Raw genomic sequence first — 16,041 nt, 5'->3', positions numbered from 1 at the left:
GCAAAAAAAATCTAAGGGACGTATGTCAGCTCATCGTAAGAATTGTATATTCTTTGTGCGGTTGTAGCTCAGTTGGTTAGAGCGCCGGATTGTGGATCCGGAGGTCGGTGGTTCGAGACCACCCAACCGTACCATTCTAATGAACATATTTACTAATGATAGATCGTTTAGGATAAAGCGTATATGTCCGCAGATTCGAGTGTAAATCGCGCTTATTAGGCTGCGCTTTGAACGCAGTCGCGACCAGCATTCTTGGCTTGATAGAGCGCCGTATCTGCTCGTTTCATTAATCTCCGCAAACCTTCGTCTGCAGCAAGCGTGGCAACTCCGATGCTGATGGATGCTTTGATCAATTGGCCTTCGAAGATAAATGGTAGCTCAGCTACTGCCTTGCGCAATCGTTCGGCTGCCCTTGCCGCTCCAGCCGCATCAACGTCAGGCAGGAGAACGCAAAACTCTTCCCCGCCAAAGCGCCCCATTAAATCATGGGCCCGCAACACTTTGGTTGAGCGTTTTACAAGTTCTATAAGCACAGCATCACCCGCGGCATGACCATACTCATCGTTGATTTGCTTGAAGTGATCCGCATCAAGAAGCATAAATGACATCTCATGGTTATGCCGTTTTGCCCGATCAAGCTCCTTGCCAGCTAGTTCCATAAATCTATGGCGGTTTAATGCGCTTGTTAGGCTATCCGTCCAGGCAAGTTGTTCCAATTTCCGTTCTTGTTGTTTAAGTTGACTAATGTCTATTCTGAAACCAACAAAACCGCCCTCGCTAGTTCGGCGCTCCTGAACTCTAAGCCATTTATCATCCGGCAGCTTTTGTTCGATAGGTTCGCCTGGATTGTTGTGGTCCTTAAGGCGTTTGGCTATCCATTCCTCCTCCCTACCCACGGCTTCTATATATTGGCCGCGCTCTACGCCTTTACGGATAATTTCACTGAAGAATGCTCCCGGAACCATTAGGTCCGCACTTTTTGCGTAAAGGTCCCGGTAGCGTTGATTGCAAATCACCAGTCGATCATTTTTGTCGTAAAGCACAAACCCATTGGGTAACGATTCCATAGCGTCAATGAGCCGTTGTTCAGAGCGTTCGGCACGATCAATCATGGAGCGCATTTCTAATGCGTCGATCACCATCTCCGCAAGACACCGGAGAGACCAGACCTCTTCATCGCTGAATTTTCGAGGTTTAGTGTCTATGATGGCTAGAGTGCCAATATTCAGGCCACCTGGTGCACGCAATGGCGCACCGGCATAAAATCGTACATGGGCATCACCGATAACGGATGGGTTTTGCGAGAATACTTCGCTATTGAGCGCATTTTCAATTACATATATGTCATCTTGGCAGATCGTGTGAGCGCAAAATGAGGTACTTCGTGAGGCATCCTGTTCGCTAAATCCGATTTTTGCTTTGAACCATTGCCGTTCGTCTTCAATTAATGAGATTAGTGCTATTGGGACATTAAAATTTATTGTGGCCAATCGTACTACGCGGTCATATGTGGCCTCGGGCAAACTATCGAGAATTTGATATTCACGAAGCTTGGTAAGACGCTGGATCTCATTTTCTGGTAAAGGGTATCCGTGCATTGATTATCCGATTCGTTGGGTGGCAAGTAACAGCCATGTTTCATGACTGGACCTCATACTGTTCCCCAAAACAGAGATAAACCTCTTTTATGCTGGACCAAAAGTACTAACAAATTGATACCATGCCCGATGTTTTTAAGCGATGATCAAAGGTTTTCTTCGCTATCGTTAGGAGTAGTGCGATAGCAAATCATGGTTGATAATTAGTTTTGTGCGTCCAATATTTATCGTAGTGAAACCATATGAAAAATTATTAGATGTAAGGTACGCATGTTGCTGATCAGGCGTTTGTTTTAAGATCAAAGTAACGCTATTTTATTATCTTTAGATAATTTTGAAGCAAAAGTGTTTATACTAAAGGTTGGTATAAGATTTTATTTCTACCATAGCATGGATGGCCGTCTAACAGGAGTACACTTTTTGAAATCGGTTACTGAAGTAAAGCTCAATACAGGTGATATTCTTTACAGGGAGGGAGACCCCAACGACTGCGCCTATGTCATCGAAACTGGTGAAATACTTCTGTACAATGAGGTCAACGGCGAACGTGTTGAATGTGAGAGGCGCGGCGCAGGCTCCATTTTGGGAGAAACATCTGTACTGACGGGCCAACCGCGTGCAGTTACTGTTGAAGCCATCTCACCTTGTATTGCCTATAGAATCTCAGCGGAGGATATTTTAACGCGCTTGGAGGCACTTGATCCGATATTAAGGGCATGTTTCGATACTACTGTTGATTTTGTTACTAGATTTTTTGGACAAGATAAGGAAGAGCAAACACCGTTTGCACCAAGTACCTTACACAATGCGCATAAATTGATCGAAAAGTTCAGATTTGAACTCGATATTGAAAAGGGTCTAGACCAGGGAGAATTTTCTCTCGTTTTTCAGCCAATTATAGAACTTGCGAATAATCGGATGGTTGGTTTTGAAGCTTTGATGCGTTGGTGCCACCCTCGGCTTGGTAATATACCGCCTGACCGATTTATTCTCGTTGCGGAGGAGATGGGGTCAATAGGTAGATTAACGGACTATGCTCTGCAGCAAGCCTGCATGGTTTTACAACATATACGGACTAAAAGTTCACATGAGAGCGATCTTTTTGCATCTGTTAATATTTCTGGCGTTGATATGGCCCGTGATAATTTTTCTGAAAGTTTAAAGCAAGTTTTAGATAAAAACGACCTGGATCCGAAAAACCTCAAACTGGAATTAACGGAAACTGCATTACTGCCAAATGTAAAGAATACAACTGAGAATTTCGAGCAAATCAGGCACCTTGGTTGTGGTATTTCCATTGATGATTTTGGAACCGGATATTCAAATTTAGTCTATTTGAAATCACTGCCTTTGACAGCTATTAAGATCGACCGTGCTTTTACAAATGATGTACGCACAAATCCGTTTTCACGGGGCATTATAAAAATGCTGGTTGGGCTTGGTAGTGACTTGAATGTGGACATTGTTGCGGAGGGTCTGGAATCAAAAGAAGATGTCAAAGTTGTTCATGATTTGGGTTGTCGCTTTGCTCAGGGGTATTATTTCTCTGCTCCTGTCTCTGAGAGTGAGATCATTAAGAAGTCCATGCTGGGTATTTAGCCAGTTTCCAACGTTATGATACCTAAATACTGGAAGGGGCTTGCTGGACGACCTGATAATAAAACCTCAACTAATGGTAGCCTTGCGCAATTTGGCAAATCTGTATTGTTGCACGAAAAATGCGATAATAAATATGGCAGTCAAGCTCAGGACAATTGTGGGCGCGGGGGCACTATCAATAAAAAAGCTTAGATAAATTCCCATAATTCCGGCAAAAATGGTCATTGTTGATGCAACAATCAGCATGGTGCTAAATGTGCGGCTAACCAGAAATGCGATGGCACCGGGAGTTACGAGCAATGCGATTGATAAAATAATTCCAATGGCATCAAGGCTTGCAACGATAATCACTGAAAGCGTTATTAATAGGCCATAGTGCAGAAATTTCACCGGAAGTCCGATAGCTCGTGCATGCTGGCTATCAAATGAATAAAGCAGCAAGTCCCTGCGTTTGAAAAACATAAAGCCGCCACATAACAGACTCAACAAAGCTGTTATGAAAATATCATTCCAGTTAATACCAAGCATGTTGCCGAAAAGAATGTGATCTAAATGTACGTCTGTTTGAATATTTACATACAGAACTATCCCCAGTCCAAACATGCCGGAGAATACAATTCCTAGAACAGTGTCTTCTTTTATGCGGCTATTATCTTTGATATAGCCAGTAGAAACTGCGCAGAAAAGACCTGCACAAAACGCTCCGATAGCTAGGGGTATAGAAAGAACATAAGCAATAACGATGCCTGGTAACACTGCATGTGAAACCGCATCACCCATCAAAGACCAACCCTTTAGTACCACCAGACACGACAACATACTCATAGGAATTGCGATCAAAAGTGTGATGATAAATGCACGCTGCATAAACGGGAAAGAGAAGGGGAACAGTAAGGTCTCAATAAATTCAGCCATTTTGCTCTCCCATCAAATTTTCTCTGGTCTTTGAACGTTGTTTTAACAACCCGTGTTTTGGAGCGAATATAAAAGCAAGCAGGAAAAGTATAGTCTGCATGACGACGATTATACCTCCCGTTGCGCCATCTAGAAAATAGCTTAGATATGTACCGAAAAAACAGGTCGTCATGCCAATAGCAGAGCTGATTAAGATTAATTTTGGAAACCGGTCAGTTAACAGATAGGCAGTGGCTCCCGGTGTTATAACGAGCGCAATTACCAAAAATGCCCCAACGGTCTGCAAGGCTGCAACAGTCGATGCGCTTAAGAGCGTAAAGAAAAGTATTTTTATCCTAAAGGGATTAATGCCAATGGCGCTTGCTTGGTGTTCATCGAAAAACACGAGCATGATATCCTTCCATTTAAGAAGAAGAACAAAAAGTGTTACGCCGCCAATGATTGCAAGTTGCACACTATCATCACTTGAAATGGCCAATATATTGCCCAGAATTATGGTTTGAACATTAATTGAAACGGGTGAAATTGACACCATAAAAAGACCAAGCGCGAAGAAGGATGTGAAAATAATTCCGATAACTGCATCTTGCTTTAACGTTGTTTGTTGATTTAAAAACATAATGCCAGCAGCGGCTAAACCACCAGCAAGAAACGCCCCGGCCGCAAATGGTAACCCAAGCATATATGCTCCGGCAACACCAGGTACAATTGCATGGGACAAAGCATCACCAATGAGGGACCAGCCCTTTAAAATCAGATAGGATGACAAGAAACCACAAATGAGACCAACCAATGCGCTGATTAAAATCGCATTGACCATATATTGGTAGGTGAAGGGTTCAAGAAAATAAGCCATCACGTTTTCTCAGGTCCATCGTCATTTGCATCGCCATAGATAACAAATGGGCGTTCGTCGTCAGTTAAGACTGTAACCTGACGTGTATCATCGTCGTCATGAAGTGTTTCACCGCCAAGAACAAAATGCCGAAGAACGCCGCCAAAAGCTTTCTCAAGGTTGGCGTGTGTAAAGACGTCTGCTGTATTCCCTGAGGCAAGAACTGTTTTATTGATGAGTACAGCACGATCACAAAACTCGGGAACGCTGCCGAGGTTGTGAGTGGAAACCAGAATGACCCTACCCTCATCGCGTAGGCTCTGGAGGAGTTTTATAATCTGTGTTTCAGTTTTGACATCCACGCCCGTGAAAGGTTCGTCAAGAAGGATCACCTGTCCCTCTTGTGCAAGTGCCCGTGCAAGAAAAACACGCTTCTTCTGTCCACCCGATAATTCACCAATTTGGCGTTTACGATAGTCTGACATGCCAACGCGTTCAAGCGCCTCATCAACCATTTGATGGTCTTTTGCTTTCGCTCGCCGCAGCCAATTCATGTGGCCATAACGTCCCATCAATACAACATCTTCCACTAAAACAGGGAATTGCCAATCGACGTCTTCGCTCTGTGGAACATATGCTACGAGGTTATCTGCAAGCGCTTCTTTTGCAGTTTTACCTAGAACAGAAATCTCGCCTGAGGTAAATTGTACAAATCCCATGATTGACTTAAAAAGAGTGGATTTTCCGCTGCCATTGATGCCCACGAGTGCAGTTATCGATGCTCTAGGAACATCAAAGCTTGCATTGCGAAGCGCTGTGTTACCGTTTCTATAAGTAACGGTAACATTGCTAACGATAAGGCCACTTTGTTTAGAAGTAGAGCTATCCATCAGATTTACTTAGGCCCTTGGCAATTGTTTGAACTGTCACATTGATAAGATCAATATATGTAGGCACTGGACCGTTCTCGTTACTTAGTGAATCCACGTAAAGAACCCCACCATATTTTGCGTCTGTTTCTTTGGCTATCGTCTTAGCTGGATTGGCAGAGACTGTACTTTCAGAAAAGACTGCAGGAATATCAAACTCGCGAACTTTGTCTATTACCTTACGTACCTGTTGTGGAGTGCCTTGCTGGTCAGCATTAATTGGCCATATAAATAGTTCCTTAAGGCCAAAATCTCTAGCAAGGTAGCTGAATGCACCCTCACTTGTTACAAGCCAGCGTCGATTTTCATCAATATCACTGATAGTTTTTGTAATAGGGGCTGAAACCGCCATGATTTTCGCTATATATATGTCTGCGTTTTGGCGATAAAAATCAGCATTGACAGAATCGTGTGTTATCAGCGCTTTCGTCATGTTTTCAACATAGATCACACCATTTTTGGGTGACATCCATGCATGCGGATTAGGTTTTCCATTATAAGGTCCTTCACCGATACTGATTGGATCAATACCGTCAGTTAGAATAACGCTTGGAACATCGGATAGGTTTTCAAAGAATTTCTCAAACCAAAGCTCGAGATTAAGACCATTCCATAGAATAAGATCGGCGCGTTGTGCGCGCCTAATATCACCTGGGGTCGGTTGATAATTATGAATCTCCGCGCCAGGTTTAGTAATAGAGACAACATCAGCGCGATCTTTCACAATGTTTTTTGCCATATCAGCAAAAACTGTGAATGTTGTGACAACTTGTAATTTTGCGGCCGACGCGCTTTGCAGCATTGCTATGGCAAAAAATAATGAGATAACTAACAATTTTGACATTCTTAAACCTTCTACATGCGAATTATTCGCAACTAGCTATCGCGTATTTATATGCATACGTCAATCCTTATTGCGAATTATTCGCAGTAAGGATTGAAATCGAACACCTATCCGCTTGACCTGAACCTCTCGAGCGTTTACCGCATGGGCAAAGAAAGCATGGAGGTGCCTTTTGAGCACGGATTTAATTATAGCCCCATCGGTATTGTCTGCTGATTTTTCAAAATTAGGAGATGAAATCGAGGCCGTCATTCGCGCCGGAGCTGACTGGATACATTTAGATGTTATGGACGGTCATTTTGTTCCGAATATCACTTTTGGTCCACCTGTTATCAACGCTGTGCGTGATCGTTCTGACGTGATTTACGATTGTCACCTGATGATCGAGCCGTGTGATCCATATTTAGAAGCGTTTGCAGATGCTGGTTGCGATATTATTACCGTGCATGCAGAAGCAACAAAGCACCTCGACCGGTCACTTCAGGCTATTAGGTCGCTGGGTAAAAAAGCGGGTGTGTCACTTAATCCGTCAACGCCTGAAAGCGCCATCGAGTATGTTTTAGATCGCCTTGATCTCATTCTTATCATGACGGTGAATCCTGGATTTGGTGGACAAGTCTTTATCGATGCTATGATAGATAAGGTTGCGCGCATAAAAAAAATGATCGGTGACCGTCCGATTGATATTGAGATTGATGGTGGCGTTACCCCATCCAATGCTCGTGCGCTCATGGAAGCTGGTGCGAACGTACTTGTTGCAGGTTCTGCTGTATTTAAAGGTGGAAATGAAGAAGCATATCGTACAAATATCTCAGCTATACGAGATGCTTGCTTGAAATCAGCGTAACCATCCAAGAGTTAGTTATAATGGTAGTGCAAGCGTTTCTTTGATTGTCTCAAGTGACATTAGCGCTTTTGCACTCCGTACGGAATCGTGTTTTTCGATCTGATCACTTACAAGGCTCGATAGTTCTTCCAGATTTGATACAGCTACTTTTACGATAATATCAATGTCTTCGGTAAGTGCATGTGCTTCTAAAACTTGAGGCGATCTGCGCAAGAACTCATTAAATCTCTCAGCGCTGCGTCGATCATGATTAAGCAACGTCACCGCAATAAATGCAAAAACATCAAAGCCCGAGGCTGTCCGATTAACAACAGCATGATACTTGTCAATGACGCCCTCATTTTCCAGCTTGGACCGGCGCTCCGTTGTATCGACAAGCGGTAAATTAATCATTTCTGATAGCGCATAATTGGTGAGACTGCCATCTTCCTGCAAAGCTGCAAGTATCCTGCGGTCAAAATTATCTAATTGCACTATTCCTCCACTCGATACACTAGAATTAAAAGAAGTCTCGTGAGCAACTACTACAACAGGTATGTATGGATTGTAAAAGATAAAATACTGCTAAAATATGAGCTTTTATTGTTGGCATGATCGATAATTTAAGACCAATGGCATAAGTCATTGAAAGTAGTATTTGATTTCAGTTTTTGAAGTAAAAACATTGTGGTGTGCACTTGTCGTGCATCAAGCTTCAGGACAGTTTAAGTAGATAGTTTAGCAATATATATATATCTGTTTAAGAACTAAAGGTCCTAGAATGGTAAAGCTATCCGTTTGCATCCCTTCGCGAAATCGTCAGAAATATTGCATCGAAACAATCAGGAGTATTGCAAAATCTGATGTTCAAGATTTTGAAGTGATCGTTGGCGACAACTCAGATGATCCTGAGCCACTTGCGGCATTCTTCGAAACATTTGACGATAAACGGTTCAAACTTGTACCGCCCGGTGAACGTGCCTTATCCATGGCAGAAAATTGGAACCGCTTGATAGAGTATACATCTGGCGAATGGGTAACTGTTATTGGTGATGATGACTATATTGACCCCGATGTGCCAGCCTTCATTTCGGGTCTTCAAAAAACTGTACCTGATGTTGATGCTTTAAGTTGGATGTCAATGAACTATATCTGGCCCGATATCCGCCCAGAGAATGCATCCATCGCTGTACCGTCAGATTGTGGTATTTACGTTCAAAGTCAAAGAGAAATGATGGGTAGAATGTTTTACTGGCAAGGCGCTACAGATCGCCCTCTGTGCTCTTATGGCATATATCACGGAGCCATAAAACGAGAGTTGCTTGAGACTATTAAAAATACGTTTGGTGGCAAGTACTTCATACATCAAATTGTTGATTATGAATGCATTTGCAAAACGATTCTTGTCGCCAAAAAGATGGTATTGTGTCAACGCCCCTTGTCAGTAATGGGCGCGTGTGCTGCATCCAATTCAGCGGCAGTAATAGATTCCAAGCTAATGGAAGCGAGGAATAAAACATTTGTGAATGAGGTCAAGAATTCAGAGCATGGTTTATACTATCCCAACGGGTTCCCTTTTCATGATGAACATGGTCTTACAGCTGCTATAGCTTCCACTATTCTGTGGGTTGTTCAAGAATATGGATTGGAAGTTGTGGGGTGGGAGAAAAATTTCGTGTTAGCGTCTCAAAATTACTGCGAAACAGCAGGAACTATTGAGGAATATAATGCACGAAGAAAACTTTATGCAAGAACGTTAAGGAAATGGAAAGGCGGCCGTTATCTTAAGTATTTCAACCCGAAGTTTGCCAAGTTTGGGGGGAAATCAGTTGCTTTTCAAGGGGTTCATCAGGGAAAATTATACGTGAATTCTGATATCAATGGGGCAAAAACGCCTAAAGAAGCTTTTGATGCGGTGCAATGTATTATGCCATCAATAGAATTTGTCTTAAACCAGTTGGAGCCTTTGAAGAGAGCAGCTTGATATGAAAGCCGTAATTTTAGCCGGTGGATATGGGTCTCGTCTTGCAGAAGAAACCTATCTGAAACCAAAGCCGATGGTTGAGATTGGTGGTATGCCGATCTTGTGGCATATTATGAAATGTTATCACGCCTATGGGATTAATGATTTCATCATTTGCTGCGGATTTAAAGGTTATATGATAAAGGAATATTTTGCCAATTACGGTTTACATATGTCGGATATAACCTTTGATCTTGCAAACAATCAGATTGAATTTCATAGGCAATACGCAGAGAAATGGCGCGTAACATTAGTCGATACTGGCGAAGGTACCCTGACAGGGGGGCGTTTAAAGCGAGTTGAATCGTATTTGAAAGATGAAGAAGCGTTCTGTTTCACTTACGGCGACGGTCTGACCGATGTCGATATTGGAGCATCAATTAAGTTTCACAAAGAGCATAGGAAGCTCGCAACTGTCCTTGCAGTTCGACCACCTGGTCGATTTGGCGCGCTTCAAATGAGTGGTTCCCAAGTCGAGGATTTTATAGAAAAGCCGGCGTCTGAAGCTGGTTTAATAAACGGTGGTTTTTTTGTTTTATCTCCAAGGTGTCTTGATCGAATCGAAAATGATAAAGTGAGTTGGGAAGGTAAGCCGCTAACAGGCCTTGCTCACGATGGCGAATTGCAAGCATTTCGTCACGATGGGTTCTGGCAACCTATGGATACATTACGGGAGAAAAATCTTCTGGAAGATCTATGGTTGAACGGTAATCCTCCTTGGAAAAGCTGGTAAGACCGTTGGAAAATTGACCATGGGACGTTTTGTTATCGAGGATACTCCAATTCATGGTGTCAAAGTTATTACGCGTATGAAAGTATCTGATGATCGCGGATTTCTTAGTCGTTTGTATTGTCAAGAAGAGTTATCACAACTTGGCTGGCAAGGGTCGCTAGCGCAAATGAATGAAACGATGACCAACAATAGATGCACGGTTAGGGGGCTTCATTTCCAGAGAGAACCGTCAGCGGAAATGAAACTTATATCCTGTATTGAAGGTCAGATATATGATGTGGCGGTTGATTTACGAACGAATTCGCCGACATATTTAAAATATTTCTCTTCCGTACTTAGTGCAGAAAATAATAAAGCAATGTTAATCCCTAAAGGCTGTGCGCATGGCTTCCAAACACTATCTGATAATGTGCGTATGATTTATTGCCATTCAACTGCTTACAATCCTGACGTGGAGGATGGTGTTCACATATTAGACAAAGAAATTGGAATTGAATGGCCATTTAGCCCAATTAATCTCTCGGAACGCGATTCAGGATTCCCTCATATAGGCTATAATTTTGAAGGTATGAGTGGATGACTTGTAGACACTGTAACGAATCAAACCTTCTTCCTTTTTTAGATTTGGGGTGGGCGCCACCTTCAAATTCTTATTTAACCGAGAGTGAGTTATCTATTGAACAGGATACGTACCCGCTTGTCATTGACGTTTGTCCAAACTGTTGGCTGGTTCAAACGCGGGACTTTGCTTCGCGCGAGACATTTTTCTCAAAGGATTACGCATATTTTAGTTCTTTCTCGAGATCTTGGTTATCTCATGCTGAAAAATATATGGCTGATATGCAAGAGCGTTTTAAGCTTGATGAGAACTGTCAGATTGTTGAGATCGCGGCTAATGACGGGTACTTGCTCCAATATGCTAGGGACTTGAAAATACCATGTTACGGCATCGAGCCCACAGCAAGTACTGCCCATGCTGCACGGGAAAAAGAAATTGAAATTATCGAAGAATTTTTTGGCGAAGAACTTGGAAAAGAACTTGCGAATAAAGAGCGATCTGCAGATCTAATGGTTGCAAATAATGTGTTGGCACATGTCCCTGATATAAATGACTTTGTTAAAGGCTTTACAGCGCTACTTAAACCAAATGGGGTTACTACTTTTGAGTTCCCACATCTGTATGAATTACTCAAACACAACCAATTTGATACGGTTTATCATGAACATTATTCGTATCTTTCTTTACAAGCAGTAGCGAGAATATTTGAAGTAAATGGGCTGAGCATTTTTGATGTCGAACGCCTCCCATTTCACGGCGGCAGTTTGCGAGTATTTGCGCAGAGAAGTGATGTGAATTATTATAAAGTGAGTCGCTCGGTTAATGAGTTATTAGATTTGGAGGTGGGCAACGGGCTTACTAGTTTTGAAGTTTATAAAGATTTTCAGGCTAAAGCACGCAAAGTGTCGGATGATTTCAAAACATATTTGATTAACTGTAAGGCTGAAGGTCTGAAAGTTGCTGCATTTGGTGCCGCTGCTAAAGGCAACACGCTTTTAAATTTTGCCGAAATTGGAAACGAACTTATATCGATTGTTGCTGATAGTAATCCTGCCAAGCAGGGAAAGTATATGCCCGGAAATCGCTTGCCTATTGTATCCCTTGATGAGTTATTGAAATTCAAGCCTGACAGAGTGGTCATACTCCCATGGAATATAAAGAACGAGATCAAAGAACTACTTTTACCTATCAGAGATTGGGGTGGGAAGTTTGTAACAGCAGTACCGAGATTAACGATAGAGAAATGAAGAGTTTAGAAATCGAAATTGATTCAGTGCAGAAGAGATTTATGCTGTCAAAATTTGTAATGCGAATAATAAAGCATCGGTCTGAAAGTAATTCAGAAAGTGAGTTTATTATTTAGAGGGATTTGACTTATATATGGGTATGATAAGTGATAAAGATAAGGCTTTTTTTTTCGAAGAAGGATATGTATTACTTCCAAATTTTTTTGATCTGGAGGAAGACATTTTTCCAGTTCTTGAGGGTATACATGGCGTAATTCAACGCGTGGCGCAACGTCATGGAATTTGTGTTGATCCAACTGTATTCTCTGTTGAAAATTTTGACGCAAATTTTCAGAAAATTCTCAAATTGGACCGCAGTTTTGCTGCCGAAATTTATGACCTTGTAAAACAAATTCCAGCATTTTTGAGATTAATCTGTCACACTAAATCTGATTCATTGTTTAGAGAAATCAGAGAATGTAGTATGCCAGGCATAGGCATGGGATCCTACGGTATACGTATAGATAATCCATCTGAAGATAAATTCCGTTCTCATTGGCATCAAGAATTCTTATATCAACCGCAAAGTATGGATGGTATAGTTTTTTGGACGCCTCTCTTACCAATTACAGATGAGTTGGGGCCAGTTAATATTTTGCCTCGTTCTCATAAAAATGGTTTGGGAATTTATGAATATTCTGAGAAGTATAAAGATAAGCAAGGCGTATACCACATAGGACTTGCAGATGAGGCTAGGACGGTCTCAAAATATGAAATGATTGCGCCACTTACAAACCCAGGTGATCTGTTGTTAATGGATTTTCTTACTATCCACGGTTCGGGTTTGAATAGGTCAGAGCGTTCACGCTGGTCAGTCCAAAATAGATTTTTCAATTTTGATGACGAGGTGGGGGCGGAAATTGGTTGGAAAGCAGCTGGTGTAACTGGAGCTTGTCTTGAGAATGTTTTTCCAAATAATATTGTCACCCCTATTGGGCGTAGAAAAGGCTAAATGATGCGAAAATGTAATGTCTGCAACAGTTCGGATATTCAACCATTTTTTGAAAGCGGAGGAAAATATTCGCTGACTACTATGAACAAAATGATTGAGGGAAAAACGGTTGTTTCTTATTGTTCAAACTGTGATCATTTGCAGACAGATGAGCTTCCCAATCTTATTGAATTTTATGCGGATGATTATGAAATTAATGTCAATAGCTCCGATGATGACCAACTCTACGCAATTATTGATGGAAAAGAGATCTACAGAAGTGAACATGAAGCAAGTGTGTTAGCGGACAAAATTAATCTGAAAACTCACAAAAATGTTTTGGATTTTGGCTGCGCTAAAGCGCCCACATTACTCAAGCTTCTGGATATTGAAGCGGATGTTAAGCCATTTCTTTTTGATGTGACCGACAAATATGTAAGTTATTGGGAGCAATTTCCGAAATCAACAGAATGGTGCACACATACATTAAACCCCGAATGGGCTGACAAAATGGATGTCGTACTGTCTTTCTTTGCACTGGAACATATCCCTAACCTTTCGGAAATATTGGTTGAAGTAAAAAATGTTTTGAGAGACGGCGGTATTTTCTGTTTTCTTGTCCCAAATATCCTTAAAAACCCAGGTGACTTTGTGGTCGTGGATCACGTCAATCATTTCAGCAAGAGCTCAATATTGCAAATGATGACACGTGCAGGGTTTTGCGAAATAGAAATCGATGATGATGCTTATAAGGCTGCTTTTGTAGTCCGTGCGAAAGTAGATAAATCAGCCATACCTGAGGATATTCAGATAACGCCAGAACTTGAAAGTATTGGATTAGAACTCGCAAGCTTCTGGGGCGGGGTTAAAGGGAGAATACAGTCTTTTGAAGCCGACTTACCTGAAGATAGTTTGTGCGCCATTTATGGTGCTGGTTTTTATGGGAATTTTGTATTCTCATGCCTGAAAGAACCAGAGCGCGTAGTATGTTTTTTAGATCAGAATAAATTTTTGGCCGGTGGCAAAAATCATGGTATTCCAGTCTATAAGCCTGCTGAAATGCCGGAAGAGATTAATGCTCTATTTGCAGGGATAAATCCAAAATCTGCTCGTGGCATTATTAGTCAGGTACCTATTATCGAAGATAGCGGTATTCCGATATTTTTCTTTGAGTAGTCGATGAAGTTGGTCATTTGATGTAATGTTTAATTCAAATGTTCATAGGTAAAATATGCAGAGCTTGGCTACAAACTGGCTAGATGAAAGATTACGGCATAATGTCTAAAAGTTTGAACGTTTTAGTTACTGGAATGGGAGCACTTATTGGGCAAGGAGTTGCATTGGGCCTACGCAATGATAAACGTACAAGTATTATCGGACTTGATCGCTCATATTCAGCGTATGGTTCTTCCTTGTGTGAGGAATTTGTTTGTAAGCCAAAAGTAGATGATCGTTCACCTGAGTATCTAGAATTCTGGTTAGAGCTACTACAGCAAAAGAGAATTGACTTGATTCTACCTGCGATTAGCATCGACTTAGACTTTGTAGATGCGCATCGTATGACGTTTGAGGCTGCCGGTGTGCGTCTGGGTATAAACTCTGCAGCTCTGATATCTGTTGCCTGCGATAAGATGAACTTCTACAAGGCTTTGGAGAGTTTAGATGTACCAAGGATTCCAAGTGCCCAACCAAAAAGTTGGTCAGATGCCCTAGAGATGATGGGGCCTGCTCCATTGTTGCTAAAGCCACGAAGAGGAGAAGGTTCTCAAGGACACGCACTGTTGATAGATGAAGCGGACTTTCTTTATTGGACCCAGAAAGCGAATAACGAAAATTGGATGTTGCAACCCATTATTGGAACGGATCATGAAGAATATACGGTTGGTTGTTTTGGATTGGACAATGGCGAGTTCTTAGATGAAATGATAATTATGCGCAGGCGCTTAACGCGGTCTGGAAATACTGGTTTGGCCGAAGTTGTAGATCATCCATTAATTTTGGAAACAAGCCGAAAGCTTATGCGTTATTTTAAACCTGTTGGGCCGACAAACCTTCAATTTCGAGTTGCCGCAGGTAAAGCATACCTGTTAGAGATTAATCCACGATTCTCATCTAGTTGTTCTTTGCGAACAAGCTTCGGGTTTAATGAAGCCGAAATGTGTGTTGATTATTTTTTGAGGGGTAAGCGGCCTGCGGAACCTCAAATTAAATTCGGAGCAGCCCAACGTTATTCAGCGGACTTCATAGTTTATGAAAGCAATTATATCTGACATTCATGCAAATCTTGCTGCTCTAGAGGCTGTTATTGCTGATATTGATCGCCAAGGTATATCTGATATTTTATGTCTGGGCGATATTGTGGGTTATAATGCGCAACCAGATGAATGCATCTCGTTAATTCGTGAGCGAAATATACCATTTCTCTTAGGTAATCACGATAGCTATATTACGACTGGTAAGAACTGCGAGCGATCAGAAGTTGTTGCGGGAATTATTAATGATCACAGAGAAATGCTTTCTGATGAGAGTATAAATTGGTTAGATACGGGGAAAGAAAAATTCGTTTATGGGACGGATATTTTTTTCCATGGTGGGCCACAGGATCCAATGGATCAATACATTTATGAAGTCAATGAAGCTACTTTTCCAAAAAATGTACTCCGTATGTTCGTAGGACACACACATGTCCAGACCGTTATCAAAATTGGTGAAAAAGTATTCTGTAATCCAGGTTCAGTTGGTCAACCTAGAGACGGTGATCCTAGGGCTGCATATGCAACAATTACCCATGACGAAGTAATTTGTCATAGGGTCGACTACGATGTTGAACGAACAATACGAGCTATGCAGGAACGTAATTACGAAGCGTTTAAATACTATGGATTACGAACTGGAACACAGATTGGTGGGCGTCAAAGCGAAATCATAACTGTTTAGCAGGACTGTGAAAGTCAACTGTGGAG

General features: G+C 41.8%; 16 protein-coding genes and 1 tRNA gene. 11 read left to right on the top strand and 6 right to left on the bottom strand.

What is annotated here, in order from left to right; translation table 11 throughout:
- Positions 1 to 57: 57 nt before the first annotated feature.
- Positions 58 to 134: transfer RNA gene (locus AB2J24_RS04395), tRNA-His, on the top strand.
- Positions 135 to 215: 81 nt separating this feature from the next.
- Here the strand turns inward: AB2J24_RS04395 and AB2J24_RS04390 are convergent.
- Positions 216 to 1,598 (bottom strand): diguanylate cyclase, encoded by a 1,383-nt coding sequence (locus AB2J24_RS04390; protein ID WP_367384593.1) that lies wholly within the window; start codon positions 1,596 to 1,598, stop codon positions 216 to 218.
- 420 nt (positions 1,599 to 2,018) lie between these two features.
- Between AB2J24_RS04390 and AB2J24_RS04385 the strand changes: the two genes are divergently transcribed.
- Complete coding sequence (locus AB2J24_RS04385; RefSeq protein WP_367384592.1) at positions 2,019 to 3,197, top strand: EAL domain-containing protein; 1,179 nt, start codon at positions 2,019 to 2,021, stop codon at positions 3,195 to 3,197.
- Positions 3,198 to 3,263: 66 nt separating this feature from the next.
- On the opposite strand, the gene AB2J24_RS04380 is transcribed toward AB2J24_RS04385, so the two are convergent.
- From AB2J24_RS04380 to AB2J24_RS04365, 4 genes are read right to left on the bottom strand one after another with little or no spacing between them, the layout of a single operon-like run.
- Positions 3,264 to 4,112 carry a metal ABC transporter permease gene (locus AB2J24_RS04380; protein WP_367384591.1) on the bottom strand — a complete coding sequence of 283 codons (849 nt, stop codon included), beginning with the start codon at positions 4,110 to 4,112 and terminating at the stop codon, positions 3,264 to 3,266.
- Positions 4,105 to 4,968: a metal ABC transporter permease gene (locus AB2J24_RS04375; protein WP_420883615.1), complete on the bottom strand. Its 864-nt coding sequence runs from the start codon at positions 4,966 to 4,968 to the stop codon at positions 4,105 to 4,107. The genes AB2J24_RS04380 and AB2J24_RS04375 overlap by 8 nt, the downstream gene beginning before the upstream one ends.
- Positions 4,968 to 5,837, bottom strand: coding sequence for a manganese/iron ABC transporter ATP-binding protein (locus AB2J24_RS04370; RefSeq protein WP_367384589.1), 870 nt, complete (start codon positions 5,835 to 5,837; stop codon positions 4,968 to 4,970). Before AB2J24_RS04370 ends, AB2J24_RS04375 begins: the two co-directional genes overlap by 1 nt.
- The gene (locus AB2J24_RS04365) at positions 5,830 to 6,720 is read right to left on the bottom strand and encodes a metal ABC transporter substrate-binding protein (protein ID WP_367384588.1); all 891 of its coding nucleotides are present in this window, start codon (positions 6,718 to 6,720) and stop codon (positions 5,830 to 5,832) included. The genes AB2J24_RS04370 and AB2J24_RS04365 overlap by 8 nt, the downstream gene beginning before the upstream one ends.
- A 172-nt stretch (positions 6,721 to 6,892) precedes the next feature.
- Between AB2J24_RS04365 and rpe the strand changes: the two genes are divergently transcribed.
- Positions 6,893 to 7,567, top strand: a complete 675-nt coding sequence (gene rpe, locus AB2J24_RS04360; protein WP_367384587.1) for a ribulose-phosphate 3-epimerase — start codon at positions 6,893 to 6,895, stop codon at positions 7,565 to 7,567.
- Positions 7,568 to 7,582: 15 nt separating this feature from the next.
- Here the strand turns inward: rpe and AB2J24_RS04355 are convergent, their stop codons facing one another.
- Entirely contained in the window at positions 7,583 to 8,041 is a 459-nt protein-coding gene (locus AB2J24_RS04355) for an Lrp/AsnC family transcriptional regulator (RefSeq protein ID WP_367384586.1), read from the bottom strand.
- Positions 8,042 to 8,327: 286 nt separating this feature from the next.
- Here AB2J24_RS04355 and AB2J24_RS04350 point away from each other — a divergent pair, with 286 nt between their 5' ends.
- From AB2J24_RS04350 to AB2J24_RS04315, 8 genes are all read left to right on the top strand, one after another.
- Positions 8,328 to 9,530, top strand: a complete 1,203-nt coding sequence (locus AB2J24_RS04350; protein WP_367384585.1) for a glycosyltransferase family 2 protein — start codon at positions 8,328 to 8,330, stop codon at positions 9,528 to 9,530.
- 1 nt (position 9,531) lies between these two features.
- The gene (gene rfbF, locus AB2J24_RS04345; protein ID WP_367384584.1) at positions 9,532 to 10,302 is read left to right on the top strand and encodes a glucose-1-phosphate cytidylyltransferase; all 771 of its coding nucleotides are present in this window, start codon (positions 9,532 to 9,534) and stop codon (positions 10,300 to 10,302) included.
- A 19-nt stretch (positions 10,303 to 10,321) separates the two neighbouring features.
- Complete coding sequence (locus AB2J24_RS04340) at positions 10,322 to 10,882, top strand: dTDP-4-dehydrorhamnose 3,5-epimerase family protein (RefSeq protein ID WP_367384583.1); 561 nt, start codon at positions 10,322 to 10,324, stop codon at positions 10,880 to 10,882.
- The gene (locus tag AB2J24_RS04335) at positions 10,879 to 12,108 is read left to right on the top strand and encodes a class I SAM-dependent methyltransferase (protein ID WP_367384582.1); all 1,230 of its coding nucleotides are present in this window, start codon (positions 10,879 to 10,881) and stop codon (positions 12,106 to 12,108) included. The genes AB2J24_RS04340 and AB2J24_RS04335 overlap by 4 nt, the downstream gene beginning before the upstream one ends.
- A 133-nt stretch (positions 12,109 to 12,241) precedes the next feature.
- Complete coding sequence (locus AB2J24_RS04330) at positions 12,242 to 13,099, top strand: phytanoyl-CoA dioxygenase family protein (protein ID WP_367384581.1); 858 nt, start codon at positions 12,242 to 12,244, stop codon at positions 13,097 to 13,099.
- A complete protein-coding gene (locus AB2J24_RS04325) occupies positions 13,100 to 14,254 on the top strand; it encodes a class I SAM-dependent methyltransferase (protein ID WP_367384580.1) in 1,155 nt (384 codons plus the stop codon).
- Positions 14,255 to 14,355: 101 nt separating this feature from the next.
- The gene (locus AB2J24_RS04320; protein ID WP_367384579.1) at positions 14,356 to 15,348 is read left to right on the top strand and encodes an ATP-grasp domain-containing protein; all 993 of its coding nucleotides are present in this window, start codon (positions 14,356 to 14,358) and stop codon (positions 15,346 to 15,348) included.
- Positions 15,329 to 16,015, top strand: a complete 687-nt coding sequence (locus AB2J24_RS04315; RefSeq protein WP_367384578.1) for a metallophosphoesterase family protein — start codon at positions 15,329 to 15,331, stop codon at positions 16,013 to 16,015. The genes AB2J24_RS04320 and AB2J24_RS04315 overlap by 20 nt, the downstream gene beginning before the upstream one ends.
- Positions 16,016 to 16,041: the final 26 nt, after the last annotated feature.

Origin of the sequence: Lentilitoribacter sp. EG35 (assembly GCF_040784015.1) — a bacterium.
In the GTDB taxonomy this organism is placed as follows: domain Bacteria; phylum Pseudomonadota; class Alphaproteobacteria; order Rhizobiales; family Rhizobiaceae; genus Lentilitoribacter.
The sequence above is the reverse complement of the archived record's forward strand: the minus strand, read 5'-3'. Positions and strand labels throughout refer to the sequence as shown.